General features: G+C 57.2%; 20 protein-coding genes and 2 pseudogenes. 5 read left to right on the forward strand and 17 right to left on the reverse strand.

Features of this window, described 5'->3' with window-relative positions; genetic code table 11:
• Positions 1 to 11: 11 nt before the first annotated feature.
• From G359_RS12300 to G359_RS12345, 10 genes are all read right to left on the reverse strand, one after another.
• A complete protein-coding gene (locus G359_RS12300) occupies positions 12 to 371 on the reverse strand; it encodes a plastocyanin/azurin family copper-binding protein (RefSeq protein ID WP_082072919.1) in 360 nt (119 codons plus the stop codon).
• Positions 372 to 432: 61 nt separating this feature from the next.
• On the reverse strand, positions 433 to 984 hold the full coding sequence (mauA, locus tag G359_RS12305) for a methylamine dehydrogenase (amicyanin) small subunit (RefSeq protein WP_045836367.1): 552 nt from the start codon (positions 982 to 984) through the stop codon (positions 433 to 435).
• Positions 985 to 1,025: 41 nt separating this feature from the next.
• A complete protein-coding gene (gene mauD / locus G359_RS12310; protein WP_045837962.1) occupies positions 1,026 to 1,658 on the reverse strand; it encodes a methylamine dehydrogenase accessory protein MauD in 633 nt (210 codons plus the stop codon).
• 42 nt (positions 1,659 to 1,700) lie between these two features.
• Complete coding sequence (locus tag G359_RS12315; protein WP_052699347.1) at positions 1,701 to 2,231, reverse strand: MauE/DoxX family redox-associated membrane protein; 531 nt, start codon at positions 2,229 to 2,231, stop codon at positions 1,701 to 1,703.
• Between the two features lie 13 nt (positions 2,232 to 2,244).
• Positions 2,245 to 3,435 carry a methylamine dehydrogenase (amicyanin) large subunit gene (gene mauB, locus G359_RS12320; RefSeq protein ID WP_045836369.1) on the reverse strand — a complete coding sequence of 397 codons (1,191 nt, stop codon included), beginning with the start codon at positions 3,433 to 3,435 and terminating at the stop codon, positions 2,245 to 2,247.
• A 97-nt stretch (positions 3,436 to 3,532) separates the two neighbouring features.
• Complete coding sequence (locus G359_RS12325; RefSeq protein ID WP_305809681.1) at positions 3,533 to 4,342, reverse strand: cytochrome c biogenesis protein CcdA; 810 nt, start codon at positions 4,340 to 4,342, stop codon at positions 3,533 to 3,535.
• A 276-nt stretch (positions 4,343 to 4,618) separates the two neighbouring features.
• Entirely contained in the window at positions 4,619 to 6,022 is a 1,404-nt protein-coding gene (locus G359_RS19715) for a sensor histidine kinase (protein ID WP_052699348.1), read from the reverse strand.
• Positions 6,023 to 6,024: 2 nt separating this feature from the next.
• Positions 6,025 to 6,699, reverse strand: coding sequence for a response regulator transcription factor (locus G359_RS12335; protein WP_045836371.1), 675 nt, complete (start codon positions 6,697 to 6,699; stop codon positions 6,025 to 6,027).
• A gap of 56 nt (positions 6,700 to 6,755) precedes the next feature.
• A complete protein-coding gene (locus tag G359_RS12340; RefSeq protein ID WP_045836372.1) occupies positions 6,756 to 8,135 on the reverse strand; it encodes an APC family permease in 1,380 nt (459 codons plus the stop codon).
• A 45-nt stretch (positions 8,136 to 8,180) separates the two neighbouring features.
• Positions 8,181 to 8,465: a hypothetical protein gene (locus G359_RS12345; RefSeq protein ID WP_045836373.1), complete on the reverse strand. Its 285-nt coding sequence runs from the start codon at positions 8,463 to 8,465 to the stop codon at positions 8,181 to 8,183.
• Between the two features lie 391 nt (positions 8,466 to 8,856).
• Here G359_RS12345 and G359_RS20935 point away from each other — a divergent pair, with 391 nt between their 5' ends.
• Positions 8,857 to 8,964, forward strand: coding sequence for a ThiF family adenylyltransferase (locus tag G359_RS20935; RefSeq protein WP_245280013.1), 108 nt, complete (start codon positions 8,857 to 8,859; stop codon positions 8,962 to 8,964).
• A gap of 429 nt (positions 8,965 to 9,393) precedes the next feature.
• Here the strand turns inward: G359_RS20935 and G359_RS12350 are convergent, their stop codons facing one another.
• From G359_RS12350 to G359_RS20765, 3 genes and pseudogenes are all read right to left on the reverse strand, one after another.
• On the reverse strand, positions 9,394 to 10,416 hold the full coding sequence (locus G359_RS12350) for a transposase (RefSeq protein ID WP_245280014.1): 1,023 nt from the start codon (positions 10,414 to 10,416) through the stop codon (positions 9,394 to 9,396).
• Between the two features lie 106 nt (positions 10,417 to 10,522).
• A pseudogene (locus G359_RS20940) lies at positions 10,523 to 10,816 on the reverse strand (transposase); the annotation flags it as partial.
• Positions 10,817 to 10,935: 119 nt separating this feature from the next.
• On the reverse strand, positions 10,936 to 11,094 hold the full coding sequence (locus tag G359_RS20765; RefSeq protein WP_197077573.1) for a hypothetical protein: 159 nt from the start codon (positions 11,092 to 11,094) through the stop codon (positions 10,936 to 10,938).
• A gap of 163 nt (positions 11,095 to 11,257) precedes the next feature.
• On the opposite strand from G359_RS20765, the gene G359_RS12355 reads away from it, so the two are divergent.
• From G359_RS12355 to G359_RS12365, 3 genes are all read left to right on the forward strand, one after another.
• A complete protein-coding gene (locus G359_RS12355) occupies positions 11,258 to 11,980 on the forward strand; it encodes an EAL domain-containing protein (RefSeq protein WP_245280015.1) in 723 nt (240 codons plus the stop codon).
• 289 nt (positions 11,981 to 12,269) lie between these two features.
• On the forward strand, positions 12,270 to 13,670 hold the full coding sequence (locus G359_RS12360) for a putative bifunctional diguanylate cyclase/phosphodiesterase (RefSeq protein WP_210165514.1): 1,401 nt from the start codon (positions 12,270 to 12,272) through the stop codon (positions 13,668 to 13,670).
• Position 13,671: 1 nt separating this feature from the next.
• Positions 13,672 to 14,115 (forward strand): BLUF domain-containing protein, encoded by a 444-nt coding sequence (locus G359_RS12365; protein WP_045837965.1) that lies wholly within the window; start codon positions 13,672 to 13,674, stop codon positions 14,113 to 14,115.
• A gap of 45 nt (positions 14,116 to 14,160) precedes the next feature.
• On the opposite strand, the pseudogene G359_RS19720 reads toward G359_RS12365, so the two are convergent.
• The 4 genes and pseudogenes from G359_RS19720 to G359_RS12385 form a co-directional block, all read right to left on the reverse strand.
• Positions 14,161 to 14,847, reverse strand: a pseudogene (locus G359_RS19720) (exodeoxyribonuclease III); the annotation flags it as partial.
• A gap of 185 nt (positions 14,848 to 15,032) precedes the next feature.
• Entirely contained in the window at positions 15,033 to 15,290 is a 258-nt protein-coding gene (locus tag G359_RS12375; protein ID WP_156150753.1) for a hypothetical protein, read from the reverse strand.
• A gap of 270 nt (positions 15,291 to 15,560) precedes the next feature.
• Positions 15,561 to 16,085: a hypothetical protein gene (locus G359_RS12380; RefSeq protein ID WP_045836376.1), complete on the reverse strand. Its 525-nt coding sequence runs from the start codon at positions 16,083 to 16,085 to the stop codon at positions 15,561 to 15,563.
• 40 nt (positions 16,086 to 16,125) lie between these two features.
• On the reverse strand, positions 16,126 to 16,326 hold the full coding sequence (locus G359_RS12385) for a hypothetical protein (protein ID WP_156150754.1): 201 nt from the start codon (positions 16,324 to 16,326) through the stop codon (positions 16,126 to 16,128).
• Positions 16,327 to 16,568: 242 nt separating this feature from the next.
• Between G359_RS12385 and G359_RS12390 the strand changes: the two genes are divergently transcribed.
• Positions 16,569 to 16,808, forward strand: a complete 240-nt coding sequence (locus G359_RS12390) for a hypothetical protein (protein WP_156150755.1) — start codon at positions 16,569 to 16,571, stop codon at positions 16,806 to 16,808.
• Positions 16,809 to 16,820: the final 12 nt, after the last annotated feature.

The raw sequence follows: 16,820 nt of genomic DNA on the forward strand, positions 1-16,820 counted from the left end.
TCGTACGCGCGTTACTTGACGACAACCGTTCCCTTCATGAACGGATGCGGCGAGCACGTATACGAATAGTCGCCAGGTGCATTGAACTTCAGCGACATCGTCTGCCCGGCGCGCAGCATGTTGCCAACGACGTCAACCGGAGCCGGAAGGCGTACGTTGTGGGGAATGGCGTCGACGTTCTTCCAGGTCACGATCGTACCCGGTGCGATTTCGAGGTTGGCCGGATCATATTTCATACCCTTGATCGTCACGTTGACGACCTTGGCGTCCGCCGGCGGTGCGCCCTCCAGAACGTCGACGTCAGCAGCGAACGCGAGAGAGGGCACGAAAGCGGCCGCCATCATCGCTAACAAAACAACAGACTTGCGCATTGAAATCTCCAATAGGGACGGCGAATGAAAGCCGGCTGCGTGCCGGCTTTCATGCGGCTTGTCAGCCGGCCTTACCGACGATCGGTGAGATCGTGCAGTGGTAGGTCATCGCGTTATCTTCAGCGCCGTAGCACCAGATGATGTCGTTGCTGAACTCGGGACGGTAGACCGGAAGCTCGCCCTCAGTGTTGAGGCAGGCGCACCGCAGCGCGATGTTCTTGCCGCAGCAGTCGCGATAAGCGATCAGGTAGCTCTGCTTGTCGGTCGGGTTGAAGCAGCTTGCGACCCACGAGCTCGGCGACAGCTTGGTACCCGGAGGGCATTCCGTCAGCGAACCGCCTGCGCAATCGCAGATGTAACCGTCGAGCGAACAGTGGCGCCAGTAATCGCACGCCTGAGCGTCGGTATTCTGCGGTTTCCAGCCTTCGCGCGTGCCCGAACCTGCATAGGCACGGCTTACGCGTCCCGAACGATCCACTGGTAGCAACGGGACCATGGCGGCACCGGCGAGTGCTGTGCCAATTCTGCCAATGAACCCGCGACGGCTGGTGTGTCCGGCGACGTGACGGGAGAATTGCTCGACGAGATCGTCAAATTTGCTTTTTGATGCCATCGTTCTGTTTCCTTCCTAAACTATTTTTGCTTCGCGTTCCGTTAGGCATTTAGCGGCGAGGCGGACGCAGAAGCTGGGGTTTGCGTGCGGTCAGCCATGTATTGCTGCAACGATGCGTGTCCGGTGCGGCTCGCTTCGAGGAGGCTTTCGATGTGCTCGCGCGTATTGCAGAGCCCCTTCGCCTTGATGACCCCGTCTTCGCTGATCAGCACGCCGTATGGCACCTTGCCGATTTGGAAGCGCATGCCGATCTCGCTCGAGATCACGTAGGGCAAGCCATCGAGCTTATGCTTCGAGAGGAACGCCTTGTGGTCCTCCTCGGCGCCATCGCTCACGAGCATCACGTCGATCTTTTCGGCTCGCGCGAGCGACTTGATGATCGGCAAGAGCTTGTCGCAAACCGGGCAAGTGGGCGAGGTGAACATCAGGAGTGTCTCGGCATCTGCCTTGTTGGCACCGCCGATTTGAAGCCGATTGCCCTTCACATCGATGATGCTGAAGTTCGGCGCCTTATCGCCGACTCCCGGTCCGTGGTCCGCCACCATCGCGCCGAGGGGAGCGGAACGTTCATGCAGCAGGCCGACTTGCCGGACGAGTCCGAGAAGGACAATGCCAAATGCGCCAATCAGGGCCCACTGCAGCAGAGAAGAAGCTAGAAGTACATTACTCATCATTTCGGTCATTTCACTGATCCCTTTGTTGTCTCAAGCTTCGGCTCAGGCCTTCTGGCGCAGCGCCTGAAGCTGGACGGCGGAGAAATAGAGGACGATTGAAATCGCAGCGGCAGCTGAAGCCAACGCCACGTTGGCGAAGGCCATCGTCGCCGGCGCCTCCTGACTCGCGACAAACAACGCTGCCGCGGCCAGAACGACATTCCGAGCAACCAGGAGCCAACTCAGCTCCTGGCGCAATCCATCGCGGAAGCATCCGCAATCGATCTCTCGGCGGCCGCGAACGATATTCACGGCCATGGCAATGGCGAAGACGAACAGCAGAAGCCCTGCGGCCGCGCCGGCGTAGCGATGCAGGCCGCTGCCGACGAGCAGGAAGCCAGCGATTGCCAACTCGACCCAGGGCAACGACGATGCGAAGATTCCGTCCAACGCTTCAGGAAGCAGTTTGAAATTCCGCACCACCCCGTGAAACTCGCCGATATTTCGAAGCTTCGACACCGCCGCGCCTGCAAAGATGATCGCCAGCAGAATGCGGAGGAACAGCTCCAAGACTGGCAACATGCTACCCAACATCTGCCTCATCTCCTCAGTCAGTCGTGGTCACGATAAGCGGGACCTGGCCGAGCTCTCCGACCTTGGAGGTCTGCTTCCCCGTTTTCGCGTCGTAAATGTAGAGCGTGCGGTCGTGTGATGAGATGCCGTAAAGCTGCGGGTTGTCATCGGAGCTGACGGCGATCGAGTTGATCTCGTGATCCAGCGCGATCTTGTTCAGGCGCTTGCCGGTTTTCGCGTCGTAGACGAACACGAAACGGCTGGAATACTTGTGCGTCCACTTTGCGCGCTGATCGGCGAGGAGATAGATCTGGTCACTCGGACGATGGTAGGCGACCGTCACCCAACCGCCCTGAGCCCAGCCCTCAGCCTTCTCATCGGCCGTGAATGCCTCGAAGGAATCGAGGAATTTTGCGTCGCCACCCGTGAAATCAACTTGGTAGATCGTTCCGTCGTAAGTGGGCCAGACGAGCCGCTTCGCCTTTTCCGAAAACGCCGGAGTGTTGATGACGTGCTTGTCTTCGGGGTTGAGGACCTTGGTCTTCGTCGTCGTGATGTTGCCGTCCTTGTCGAACGTCGCCTTCAGCATGTGGCCTTCGCGGCAATGCATGTAGAAGGTGTCCGAGCTGACCGGGAATACGTGATAGCAATCGGGCACATCCATCATCTTGACGAACTTCTTCGCCTCGAGATCGACGAGACCCACGCCCGGGCTTGGCGAGAACTGATAAAGCAGGATGTTCTTGTTGTCGGGCGTCAGCGCCGTCATCCACGGATAGGTATTCACCAGCATCCGGACTTCGGGAATGTCGATGTCGGCGATGACGTTATGCGACTGCGCATCGTAGACTTCGATGTAATCGTCGCGCTTGCCGTGCGAAACGCGGGAGAAGACCGTGCCCGCAACCGCGAAGAATTTGCCGTCCGAAGCGACGACCGGATTAGGCACGATGCCGGTATCGGTCGTCGCCAACAGCTTGGCCTTATTGCCATCGATCGTCAGAATGCGGCCAGCAACGGCGAAATCCGCAGGATCGGTCACGTAGACACGGCGTGCATCAGGGGGCGGCGCCGAAAGGATGGCTGGCGTCTCCTCGAGCTTCGAGGTGATTTCCTTTTCGACATGCTTTGGGATTGCCCCGCCGCCATCGGCGAGCGCCGGTAGCGTCGAAACCAATGCAAAGACAGATGTCGCAAGACCACATTTCAGATGGGACAACTTCATGCTTTCTCTCCTTGGAGCCATTTCGGGATAGGCTTGTTATCTTGGCGGCCGCGGTCCGGACCGAGTACGCAGTCCTTCCGCGGACGGTGGTGTGAATTCAGAAGAACAGGGAGGCCGCGAGGTACGCGCCCAGGCCGCATAGCAGCGCGCCATCCACGATGACGGCATTTTCCTGATTGCGGGCGAGCCAAGACGTTATGCGGACATCGCTGATCGGCAGCGCATTAAGCGCAACCGGCAAAAAGCGGCCGAGGTTGAAGGCCAGGAAGAGACCGATCGCGAGCTTGGGCGAACCAATCAACAGAGCCAGAGCGGTTACCGCATACAGCAGCGGCGTTTGCACGTAGGTGCAGTAGTTGAGACCTAAGGAAAAGCCGTAGAGCAGGCCGATGACCCACTTCGGAAACCGCTGGCGCGCATCGTGCGGAACCTGCGAACGGCGCTGAGGATAGGGAACCCGAAGGAAGCCGAATTGATGCGCCCCGTAGGCCACTAGAAGCAGCGCATACACTGGCAAAGTGTAGTGCAGAGCGCGATCCAAACCGAAAAGGTAACCGACCACCCCCAGAACACCGCCGATAACGAGCGCACCTAGGAAATAGCCCAACGCGTGCGAGGCGAGCGTCGGCATCCAGCGCGCAACGGAACGCGCCGACCACCGCCCATTCGGACGAAGCAGGCAGATACTCGAATAACCACATGGAGACCACGTGGAGAGAAGACCACCTGCAACGGCAAAGGGCACGAAAAGCGCAAACATCGTTTGAGGATCGGTGACATTTGATCCGGTCGTCACTCCGACCTCGGCGCCGACGAGAAGGCTCGTCGCCAATAACGCCAACTTCGCGCCGCTCTTCCATGAAGCGGCAAACACAGTAGCATCGGGAATTTGTTGAGGCTCGGACAACGAACCTCTTCGGTTAAGGACGTCTGCAGACGCGTGAGCCATAAGCTCCTCCCAGCGCAAACTTTTTTTTATGCCGCCTTGGCGGCGGATTTAATTTTTGCCGGTCGTCGTGCCTTGAGACGATTAAAAGCGAGGAGGCCCTAAACAAGGCGCCTCCTCGTAAACGTGGCATGGCAAGTTGCGCGCACGGCGGGTGCAAGATGCCGAACGCTTTTTGCGTGCGCCTTGAGGAAACCTTACAATTTTTGTGATCTTCGAGGGGGGGCTGCCGACCGGCTAACGGTTCGCGAGCAGACTTAGCTTTCGGCCTGATCGCATGCGCAGGCCGAATTGCGAGGTGAGATTACGGGGATTAATGGGAAATTTCACCGTGACCTTGAGTCCGGGCTCATTGTCGGAGAGTTCAAACACCGCGCTGTGCAACTCGGCGACAGCAACAACGAAGGGCATGCCTATCCCATGTCCCGGGCGGGACGTATCAAGGCGGTAGAAGCGCTGAAAGACCGCCTCGATATCCTTGGCCGGAATGCCAGGGCCATCATCCGAAACAATCAATGTTATTGCGTTGGTCGACTGCGTTAGTGCGACGCCGATCGTGGTTCCTGGAGGGCAATGTTGGATCGCATTTTCAATCAGATTCACGATCATCTCGGTTATGAGACCGGGCTCACCCCGCACCGGCAGTAGCCGCCCTTGCGTTACAACGGCTTTCAGACACTTACCATTTTCCTCAGCGATGGCCTCGTAAGTTTCGACGATGTGGGCTAGCACCCCCCGCAGGTCAACGTCCTGGAAGCGTTCACGGGCGCGGCCTGCCTGCAGTTCGCTGATGTTGAGCAACGCTTCGAAAACGGTAACGAGGTCATCGAGATCCCTTACCGCCTCTTCCGCTTGCACCCTCAATTGCGGTGCGATTTCCGCGTTTTCAATTGCTGACTCGAGACGATTTCTTAGCCTACGCAACGGCTTTTTGAGGTTATGCGCGATGTCGGCGGACAAGTGGTTCAAGTTGTCGAGCAGTGTCTCAGTACGATCAAGAGACACGTTTACCGCATATGCCAGCTCGTAGAGAGAATCGACAGGCCCGTCGAAGATCGCACGCTTCTCGATATCGCCCGATGTAAATTCGGCGAGCGCAGAGGAAATGGCTTTGATCCGCGTGTTCGAACGGTGCGACGCAAACGCAAAAAAAATGAAAGCTCCGAAGGCGCCAGCAATTGTCGCGAGGCCCACAGCATAGACAAGCTTTCCGGGAACTTCGGCATTTTCGGCACTCATGCCCACGATCAGCCGACCACTCGTCAGCGGATGTTCGGAAATAAAGCGGGTCGCATTTTCATGGTTCATGGGGGAAAGGGCCGCGGACCTATCCTGTTCCGAGCCTTCGAGTGCGGAGAGAACTTCGTCGTTCGACCAGATCTTTTGGCCCTTGTTGTCCAACACCTGCAAGACAACATCATCGCTCTGATAAGGTCGGCTTTGCAGCGCAATCCTGGTCTTATCCCACCCGTTTTTCTTTTCGTAGCTCGCGATGCTCGCTCCGATCCGCTCGGCCTCGACAAGAGCGCGACGTCCGACGACACCACTTTCATAGGCCACGTATGTTCCAGCCGCAATGCATGCCAGAAGGACGTATGCAATTGCGGCGCCGATCGCGGAATTGAATTGGTCCGACGTCATGTCTATTCTTCGTAGAGTGAGTATCCACTCCCTCGCACGGTATGGATGAGCTGAGACCGATAGGGCTTGTCGATCTTGGCCCTTAATCTCGAAATGTGCGTCTCCACAACGCTTGTTTTGGGTTCGAAATTGAACCCCCACACCCGCTCCAAAAGCATGGCGCGCAAAACCACGCGCCGTTTATTGCGTATCAGCACTTCGAGGAGTTTGAACTCGAGCGGATGCAGCTCAATGCGCTCCCCGGCACGTGTCACGACGCGATAGTCGAGATTGACTTCAAGGTCACCACATCGAAGTGTTTCGTGTTCTGAACGTATTGGGCCTCGGCGCCCAAGAACATTTATACGTGCAAGCAGTTCGGAAAACGCGAACGGCTTTACGACGTAGTCGTCTCCGCCGTGCTCAAGGCCCTCGACGCGGTCGTTGATTGTGCCACGCGATGTCAGAAAGAGAATCGGCACCTTGCAGCCGCCGTTTCGCAACGCCTTGGTGACGGAGAGCCCGTCCAGATCTGGCAGGCCGCGATCGACGATAATGATGTCGTATTCCTCATTCATTGCTTGCATGAGCCCGTCACGCCCTCGATCGATCGTATCGACGGTGTGCGCGGCTTGGCGCAATCCTGAGCTCACGAACTCACTAGTTTCCGCATCATCTTCGAGCAAAAGGATATGCACTGGGCTAATCCGTAGGTGAGGTTAGAGAAATTCCGCCCACAACCGCTGCTGGCACCCTAAAAGCCAATGGGCTTCGGCCAAGGCATGGAGAATTGCTGGCCGCGCCGCACGTACTTGTACCGCCGGAAGTGAAACCAAAGCGTTGCGACCGTGTAGAATGCAATCACTAACGTCAACTCCACGCCGTAACCAAGGAAGACGGAGAAATAAGCGACGGCACACAGAATGAGCAAGAGCACCGCCGGTAGCGGGTGTAACGGCGATACATAGCCCCGATCTATCGATCCCAGGGGCCATTGTCTTCGGAACATGACAATACTGAACCCCATGTAGGTGTAGCTTAACAGGCCCGACAAGATGGAAAACGTGATCACCTCGTCGAGCCGCGCGAAGTACGAGAAAGCCAAAGCAACGGGCACCAGAGCCACGATTGCGCGATTGGGAGTACGATATCGCGGGTGAACCGCACCCAACCATTCCGAGATGTATCGGTCCCGTCCCATCGCAAAACAGACTCGGGACGCGTCATTGATGCAGCCGTTGGCCGATGCCACAACCGCAAACACGGTTCCCACAAACATCAAGGCGACAAGGATATTGGAGTTCATCAACCGGGCAGCATCGAACAAAGGCGCCGTTGATGCGGCCAAATATTGCCAAGGCATTAATCCAACGCAAACGTACCAAGTCATCGTCGCTGCCAACAACAGCGTGAGAATTCCAATGAGAGTACCCAAAGGGAGCGCTCGCGCAGGCGAGCGAACTTCTTCTGCGGCCTGGCACGTGCCTTCAATTCCAAGGTAGTACCAGAGCCCAAAATGCATGGCCGCGACGACGCCGAGCCATCCATAAGGAAGTTCCGTCAAGAATTGGTCGTGCTTAAGTATCTCATCGGACCAGGGCCTTGCCACGATGAACAATACAACGATGGCAAGGAACGAAAAGGCGGTAAGGACGAGGTTGAACGCGAGGGTCAGATAGACGCCTCGGTAATTGAGCCATGCCAGTGAGAGAATTGTCAGTGCCACGAACGGTTCGGCGCTGCAGTCCTGATATCCTGCGAGGATTCCTGCAGTTTTCAACAGCTGGCCAAGCGTCATAGCGTTTGCAGCTTCGAGCATGGTGTAGGAAAAGACGAGGTAGAGTCCGCTGTTGAACGCCATCGCAGGGCCGACGATGTGTTTGGCCTGCGAATACTGGCCACCCGCTGCTGCTATCGACGACGTCACTTCGGCATCGATAATCGCCACGCAACTATACAGCAACCCGGCCATCCAGCACGCGAGCAGCGCCGCGAGTGCTCCACCCTTGCCGACGGAATAATTCCAGCCCATGTAGTTGCCGACAAGCACAATACCAACACCGAGTGCCCAGACATGGGATGGACCGAGGATCCGGAGCAGAGAGACCTTCTCCCCCGGGACGAGCTTCTTCATGTCGAGATGGTCCGTGCTTGGCGTTCTTGTTGAGCGCCTTTGAGATCAATCCACATCGCGTATTTCTGGTTCGTAGACGCGTACCTTGTCCGAGTCCGTCCTCGTACGCTGCAACAGGGCATAGATTGCAACCGTATTGAGGAGCAAGACCGCACATCCAACGAAACCCATGGCCGCAATGAATATGGGATCGCTATCGTATCTTAGTCGCAGCAAACGCAGAAATACGAAACCATACAGCAACCAGAGGAGCAAGATAGCCGTGATTGCTATCTTGCGGTCCCGCCGCGCCAAGCGCTCGATGCGGGGATGCAGCAGATTCTGCCTCATTAGGTTTTCCCCTATTCCTCAGCCAAAAGCGCTTCTTTCTCGGTCTTTACCAAAACTCCCGTGGGCAGATGGAGGCAGTTGTCTGCTCCTCGGCACGAGATCACGGTTAAGGTTGGAAACCGGCCGTCATTGGCCAGCATCTGTGCTGACCGCAGCGTAGGGCAGGCAAGATGCTAACGGCAAGATCGGTTCTCAAGCCGGCGCTCGATAGTTATCGCAAAACTCGTTTGCAGCTAAAGTTGATGGTCGTCGCCGGTGACGTTTGTCGGAATTTTGTTTCACCTCTATCGCGCGCTGCTGAATCGCGCAGTAGCGCTTGAAAGCGCTGTTTTGGTCGGGGCTGGAGGAGGAGCAAACGGCTTCACGTGGGCAGTGGAAAGCCTAGATCTCCATGGCCCCATTGGAGATCGCCGATCCGAAAACCGTGTCGCCGGGGTATCTCAACCGCGCTCGGTGCTTCGTGCCGGAAGACATCGGCGCAAACAAAGCCGTTGCTTAAGCTGGGAGCGCGAAGCTTTGCTAACCTTACGCCGGAGCCCTTCGCCGGAACGTTCGCGATCTACGGCGTCAGAGAGGTCGCGCCAAGCGCGCGATCGTGACCATCGATAGCCAACCCGCGCGCCGGGCCATTCAGAGCGATGCTTTTCACTGATTTTGTTGAGGTATTCTTCTCGTCTACCGACGCCAATCGACACTGGCAGACGTGGGGTTGGTGGAGAGGGCTTCCTCAAAATGCCATTGATTTTATTGTATAATTTTCGATTTTCGGCCTCCGGTCCACAAATCAGTCCACAAACGAGGGCATAAGCGCTCACTTAGCCGCCCGGCCTGTCGAGACATCGGCAAAGTCCGCCTCATCTCGTGGCTGTGTGAGAACCGCACTGCGCGCCAATGCCGCCGCGAGTGAAGTGCGTCGTGGACCGCAGCCTCACCCGCGCATCGCTGCGATGAGCGGGTGAACGCCCAGGATCGCGATCATGCGCTTGATATTGTAGGCCAGGACGCAGAGGCTCATCTCGGCTTTGACGCGATCAAGGCCTTTCGCGGAAGTGCGTGTAGCCCATCCACGCTTTGATCGTGCCGAAGTTGTGTGCTCGACTGTTCTTCGGCGAACGGTCATGGCGTTGCCGGCATCCAGCCGCTTCTGCATCGCTTCGATGATGCCCTCATGCTCCCAGCGATTCACGCGGCGCTCCTTGCTGGTCGTGCATTTCGCCAGCAGGGCACAGGTGCCGCATTTGTTGGTCCAGTAGCTCTGGAGCGTTCTTCCCTCCTCGAGGCGCGTATATCGATAGGAGAGGATCTCGCCTGCCAGGCAGCGATAGGCGTTCTGATCGGCAAGATAGACGAAGTCGTCCTTGCCGAACCTGCCCGCTGCCTTCGCATTCGATGTGAGCGGCTTGGGCACGTGCGGCGTGGCGCCGATCGCCTCGCAGGCGAGAACCTCCTCCCCGCTGAAGTAGCCGCGATCGGCGAGGACATCGATCTTCTCGACGGCCATGGCCTCCTTTGCCGAGCGCGCCATGGGAGAAAGCAGCGTCCGGTCGGTCACGACGTTGGTGACGTCATGGGCGACGATCAGATGGTGCTCGGTATCGACCGCCGCTTGCACGTTATAACCGACAACGCCGGCGCCACGCATGCTGGCAGCCATTGCCCGGGCGTCGGGATCGGTGAGTGATATCTGCTGATTCGGCGCTTGCAGAACAGCCGCCTCCAGCTGCCTGAGTTCAGCAAGCTTGCTCTTCATCGCCGCGATCTTGTCCCGCAGGCGCGAGGCTTTTGTCTCTGCGCTCTCACCCTCCTGAAGGTCGGCAGCCTCCAAGGAAGCGAGGTAGCGCTCGATGCTCGCTTCCACCTGCTCCACGCGCCGCTTGAGCTTGCCCTTCGTGAAGTTGCGGTCGCGCGAGTTGACGCCCTTGAACTTGGCGCCCGATGGCGGCAACGGCATGCGAGAAGAGACCCAGCTGCCCGCAGATAACGATAAAGCGTACGCAGACCGCACGGATCGCTGTGCCGTTCGCTCTTCTAAAATCGGCGATGGTCTTGAAGTCCGGCACAAGACGGCCGGTGAGCCACATCAACTCGATATTGCGCGCCGTCTCGCGCTCCAGCCTTCGGCTCGACTGGATGCGATTGAGATAGCCGTAGAGATAGATCTTCAGAAGCGTCGCCGGATGATAGGACGGACGACCGGTCGCCGCTGGTTGAACGCGTTCGAGCCCGAGAGCGGCAAGGTCGAGCTCATCAATGAAGGCATCGACGACACCGGACCGGATTGTCCTCGGGGATGTAGTCCTCGAGGCAAACGGGCAACATCGTCCGCTGACGGCGATCCTCGCCTTCCACAAATCGGCCCATGTCGGCCTCCCTGTTGGATCGCTGAGAGCATGGACTGATTTGCCGTTTTCACACAGCCACTCGCGGTCATTGCCAGGGCCGTATTAGGCCCTCCTGTTGCAATCGCCGACTAGGTCTCTTCACAAAGGTAATGCCGCCATGAGATGTCGATCTTCTCAACGACCACGATGCCGAGATAGCGCACGGTGCTCTCAATCTTCGAATGTCCGAGCAGCAGCTGCACAGCGCGGAGGTTGCCGTATTCCACTTCGGATAGGCTAGAATACATTTAAGAAATTATGCCGCTTGGCCTGAAAGGCTGAGTGAACCTTAACCGATTTTTGAGCCCAGACCGCTACGGTGTCAGAGACAATTAAATCGGACGTACAATGCGAGACAATCACGGCTGCAGAAACTGCCGAAGCGGCGGTAAGTTCGATCTTCCCATCACTATGGCATTTCAGCCCATTGTGAATGTCCGAACGAACGTCGTCTACGCCCACGAAGCGTTAGTGCGAGGCGCCCATGGCGAGGCGGCCGGTTCGGTTCTCGCCAAGGTTTCCGACGAAAACCGATACGCCTTTGATCAGCGGTGCCGCGTAAAAGCCATCGAGCTAGCGGCCCAACTCAAATTGTCGGATACGGGCGCAAATCTTTCGATTAATTTTCTTCCGAACGCAGTCTACGAGCCGACGGCGTGCATCCGGTTGACCTTGGCGGCCGCCGAAAAATCGGGCTTTCCTCTGAACCGAATTATTTTCGAGTTCACCGAGGTTGAGCGCTTAGACACTGCACACACGCTCAAAATCCTGGCTGCCTACCGAAGCATGGGTTTCAAGACTGCGATTGATGACTTTGGCGCCGGTTTTTCAAGTCTAGGCATGCTAGCGGAATTTCAGCCCGACCTTGTGAAGCTCGACATGGAGCTCATACGAAATATCGACACTAACGCCGCAAAGCGCTCGATTGTCCGCAACATCCTGCACATGTTGAGGGACCTAAATATAATCCCCATTTGTGAGGGCATTGAAGCAATCGGTGAATACACCGTGCTGCGAGACCTTGGTGTGGAACTCATGCAAGGCTACCTGTTGGCCCGCCCCGCCCTCACAGCTCTTGCAAGCCCTGTCATTCCCGACGCATCGAAGAGCCAGCCAGCCCTCGTAGGACATTGACGAGTGATGAGCCGCTTGGGTGTTGGAGGCGTTACAGCGTCCGACAAGCTCGAATCTCGTTCATCAAATCAGTCCTTCAACAAGATCCGCAATGCAAAGCATGAATGCCGCTAATTCGAGCGCACAAGACCGGCCTCAGGATTCTCTTGACGCGGCAGTTCTCACCCAACTGCCAATCGCAGTGGCTATGTTTGGCCCGAATGGGTTCGTCGCCCTTGCAAGCGAGCCTTTTTCAAGCGTCATGAGCCGGACATGCGGGCCCGAATGGCGCACCATGAATTTGGAGACGATGGCCCGCTCCCTGACTCAATCTGGAGCGCGTCATGGATGGCTTCGCGTTCAGCCGATACCTGATGGCCGCTCGTTAGTTTTTGCGGACCCGGTAGCCGCGCCGCCATTGGCGGCACTGGATGCCCTCACCGGCCTTCCGGGCCGGGACGCTCTCAGGGACTATTACACTCAAGCCCTTTCAAAAGGTGGACCAGCAGGCGATCTGGCGCTGCTCTTCCTTGATCTTGACCGCTTCAAAGCCGTCAATGACACGCTGGGTCATCCCGTGGGCGACGGCCTTCTTTGCCGCGTGGTTGAGCGTCTGCGAAAGGCCATTCGTGGCAACGATTTTCTCGTTCGCCTCGGGGGCGATGAGTTTGCAATCATCCAGGGGCCAGCTCAGCAGCCGGCTGCTGCCGAAACGCTTGCGCAGCGCCTCGTAGATCTCTTGAGCAGACCCTACCTTGTAGACGAACATCTCATCACAATCGGCGTGAGTGTCGGCATCGCTTTCGCATCAAACGATGCGCAATCATTTGAAGCACTCATGAAGAGCGCGGATTTGGCACTCTATGCTGCGAAGGCTCATGGACGCGGCTGCTACAAATTGTTCGAGCAGGAGATGGACAAGCGCGCGCGGGAGCGCCGAACGCTCGAATTGGAGCTTCGCAAGGCCCTCGCGTTGCGACAGTTTACATTGGTATTCCAACCACAGGTGCGCTCGTCCGATGAGCAGCTCACAAGTATCGAAGTGCTCCTTCGGTGGCGACACCCCACGAGAGGTACACTGCCACCTGAAAGCTTCATGGCGATTGCCGAGGAAACCGGCCTTGTCGTCCAGATTGGCGAATGGGTGCTGAGATCGGCGTGCCGCGAAGCCCAAAAGTGGCCGGCTCACGTCTCCGTCGCAGTCAATCTCTCACATGTGCAGTTTTCGAATCGGGGTCTGCCGGAGGTCGTGGCCTCGGCCCTTGCGTCCTCCGGATTGGAACCCAGCCGGCTTGAACTCGAGATTACCGAGGGAGTTCTGCTGCAGGACACGGAGGCGACGCTCGAAACCCTGCATCAGCTCAAGGGCCTGGGCATTCGCATAGCTATGGATCAATTCGGGACGGGGTATTCGAGCCTGAATTACCTTCGATCTTTCCCATTCGATAAAATCAAAATCGATCAATCTTTCGCGCGGGACATGGCGTCAAAAAAAGATGCTGCAGCGATTATCCGCGCCGTCTCAGCACTTGGCGCAAGCCTGGGCATCTGCGTAACCGCAGACGGTGTGGAAACAGAGAGGCAATGCCGCGACTTGAGGGCAGCTGGATGCACAGGACTCCAAGGCCAACTCTTTGGCGAGCCTCTTTCGTCTTCTGAGATCGTGACGTTGATCGCCGGATCGCTTAATTCTTCCATCTCGGAGCAATAGGATGACCGGCCCTCTGCAAAGAATTGTCTACTACAGCAAGAATCTTCTCACAGGCCCTGACGAAGAAATCGCCGCAAGCATTGAGGAAATTTTGGAGAAGGCGCGCGTCAATAACACCAAGGCCAATCTGACAGGTGCATTGATCTTCAATAGTGGCTGCTTTGCGCAGGTTCTTGAGGGACCGAGAGATTGTATCGCTGAGATCTTTGAGCGCATCCAATGCGACCCTCGCCACACTGAAGTGCAGGTCTTGGAATACGAACCGGCAAATGAGCGCACATTCCCAAATTGGTCGATGGCCTTCATTGGTGTGAGAGAGAAAGATGAAAGGCTCTTCAATCAGCTCGCACTCGAGACCGGCTTTGATGACAAACGTCTCGCGGCTGAGGATATCTTGACGGCGATGCGAGAGATTATGATGGAAGAAGAAGGCGTTTCTGTCTAGCCGTCCCTCTTCATCGACTGTCCCCTCGTCAGGATTTTCGGGACAGTTGAGCTTTTTTGCGAGCGGCGGACTGAGAAGGATGTGATCAATTCTCAGCCCGGCGTCACGAGCGAAGGCGTTCCGCCAATATGTTAGAAAGTGTAATTGGCTCATCCGGGTGCAGCGCGCGGATGGAATCCGTCCACCCTTGATCGACCGGCTCGTGATACGCGTCACGCACTTCGGGACGGCAGAGCGCGTCCTCCCGCCAGCGCTCCGGTGCGCAGATAGCGAGGTACGTCGGCATCACATTATAATCGCCAACCAAAACGACAGGCTTGCCGCTCGCGAGCAGCTTTTTAGCGTGCTGAGAAAATCGTCTGAACCAGCGTAGCTGATAATCGAATTTGGGGCCCGGGGCTGGATTGCCGTTGGGAAGGTAGAGGCACCCGACGGTTATCCTTGCGATCCGGCATTCGATGTACAGGCTATGTAAGTCATCAGGACCAACCGGAAGACTACGGCGCATTTCTTTGGGCTTGGAACCGCGCGCGAGAATGGCAACACCGTTCCAGCTTGTCTGGCCAAGACACACCGCGCCATATCCGGCTTGTTCAGTGCTGCTTCGGGAAACTTGTCATCGCGCGCCTTGAGCTCCTGCAGGCACACGATATCGGGCTTCCGTCCACCTTCGGACCAAGCTCCAGCGTGCCCTGCGTCGGCTGCATGATCGACGCGCCACGCGCTCGGCAACGCTGGTCTTGGCCTGCTGGCCGCCGACGTCGTTGAAGCTCAGCATTGTCCCCGCCATCCCCTCGACGACGCGGCGTGTCATCTCAGCGGGATCATTTTTCCTACCCACCGTACATGGAACAAGACATCAACGATGGCGTTTCGCTGCGGCTGCTACGGGATTGTAGCGGCGAAAAGGCTTTGTCCTATTTAAAGCCCTGTGTCAGATCTTGAATGTAGGTGAGCTGCACATCACGGATGGCGGCCTCCCTAGCCATCAGGCATTGCGCTCCATTATGGAGAACATCAATGATCACATCAGCGCTGACGATGCGGATTTCGTAATCCTTCCTCGCGACGACGCAGACGATTGGGTTCGCCGCCCAGTACCAGATTGTGCGGGCCGAAATGTAAAAGCTCAGAATTCCATGGCACGCCATTTCCTGGCGATCACCCAACCGCAATTATATCTGCGCGTTCGTCGCAAATGCCGCGAGTTTCGTTCTACCAATTTCCAATTCTGCCAATCTTTTCGTCTTTGGCAGCGGGATCCCGACGCTCACTCCCGCAATAGGCGGTTCATTGTTCGGCCACTCGCATCCCAAAGAGATTACTGAGACTCCATGATTTGCGCTGAGCGCGAGCGATCTTGGGCTGAATTTCGATGGCCGGCGCTGCACGACATTCGAAGCTACTTGCCCACAGCCCGGCCACACCATGCATTGATCTGAAACTCAGGCGAGCAAGCGCCCGGGCCACGTGAGGCGATCGCAGTTCGAACAGATTTCGTAGACTACATCGATAATGCGAGCCCTCCCCGCAGTCTCGTTCTCGACAGTATGCTTTTCGTCGAGGTCTTCCCACGCCGTGTTCATAAACACGCGGTTGCAGACACTACAGCGCGGAATAGCGTTTAGAAAACTCTCCGACGCCATCCGGAACGTCCATTGAGAGCGAAAAGGAACGTCTTCGAGAAGCCGGTGCGTGATCACAAGCCCGCCATCCGCAATCGGGCTCACCTCCATTTTCCATGACCGCCTACGGTCCGGTGTGTCGCAGCGGTAGGGCACGCTTATCGGATGTCCCCGGCGGGCGCCGTCTAGGACTGCCCTGACGAAGGCAGCGGAGGAAAGCCCAGTGATATGGGAGAAGAGATTCGAACCCATGACTTTTTCAGGTTGAATTTCCGCCAGCCATTCGTCCCCTTCACCGAGCTGAATGTGGGTGATCAAGTCGTTGGCGTCCAACGTGTACGTCATGTCTGAGTGTCCCCCCATGTACGAACGGTGTCAGCATCAGTTACGCGTCGCCCAACGCCTTATTTTGATTTCCGTTCCCCTGATTGTACGGCACGTCCGCGAGCGCGTTCGGCGCCGTCGTCATAAAGCTGTAGACGTCCAGCTTGACGTTGGGGCCGTCCTTCTTCACCGGGCCCTGATCGTGCCTTATGCTATAGGGCACAGCGTGGCGTGGATCAGCCTTGCATTGCAAGTCGTGCATCGAATGCGTCGGCCCTTCAGCCGCAGGTTCGAAACTTAAACGGCCGCCGGGGAGTATCATCCCTAACGGCCGAGCTATTTTGCTCATGCCGCAATGCCAGCATGTGCTGAGCGAGATTTCCGAGGAAACAAATGAAAGTCCATTCGAGTGCCTTAATGGCGCTGACTGCAGGTCTTGCGCTCAGTGTAATGACTGTCACGGCCAACGCGGGGTCTCATGCTGACGGTCCCGGGGGTAGCGGTATGAGCCATTCTAGCGGGAGCGCCAGTCGCTCAAGCGGAACGGAACATGGCGCGGGCATGGGCCATAGTTCGCATGGTATGGCAGGCAACTGGAATGGCGGCGATCGTGGCCACGGCAGTCATCGGCGCGGTGGCAGAGGCTACGGATTTGGCTACGGCTCCGGCGTTTACATTGGTGACGATTCCGATGACGACCGGGATTGCTATTACCGGCACCACCGTCGCGTCTGTCGCGATTAAGCAAGTTTTGAC

The organism is Hyphomicrobium sp. 99, from assembly GCF_000384335.2.
Taxonomy (GTDB): Bacteria; Pseudomonadota; Alphaproteobacteria; order Rhizobiales; family Hyphomicrobiaceae; genus Hyphomicrobium_B.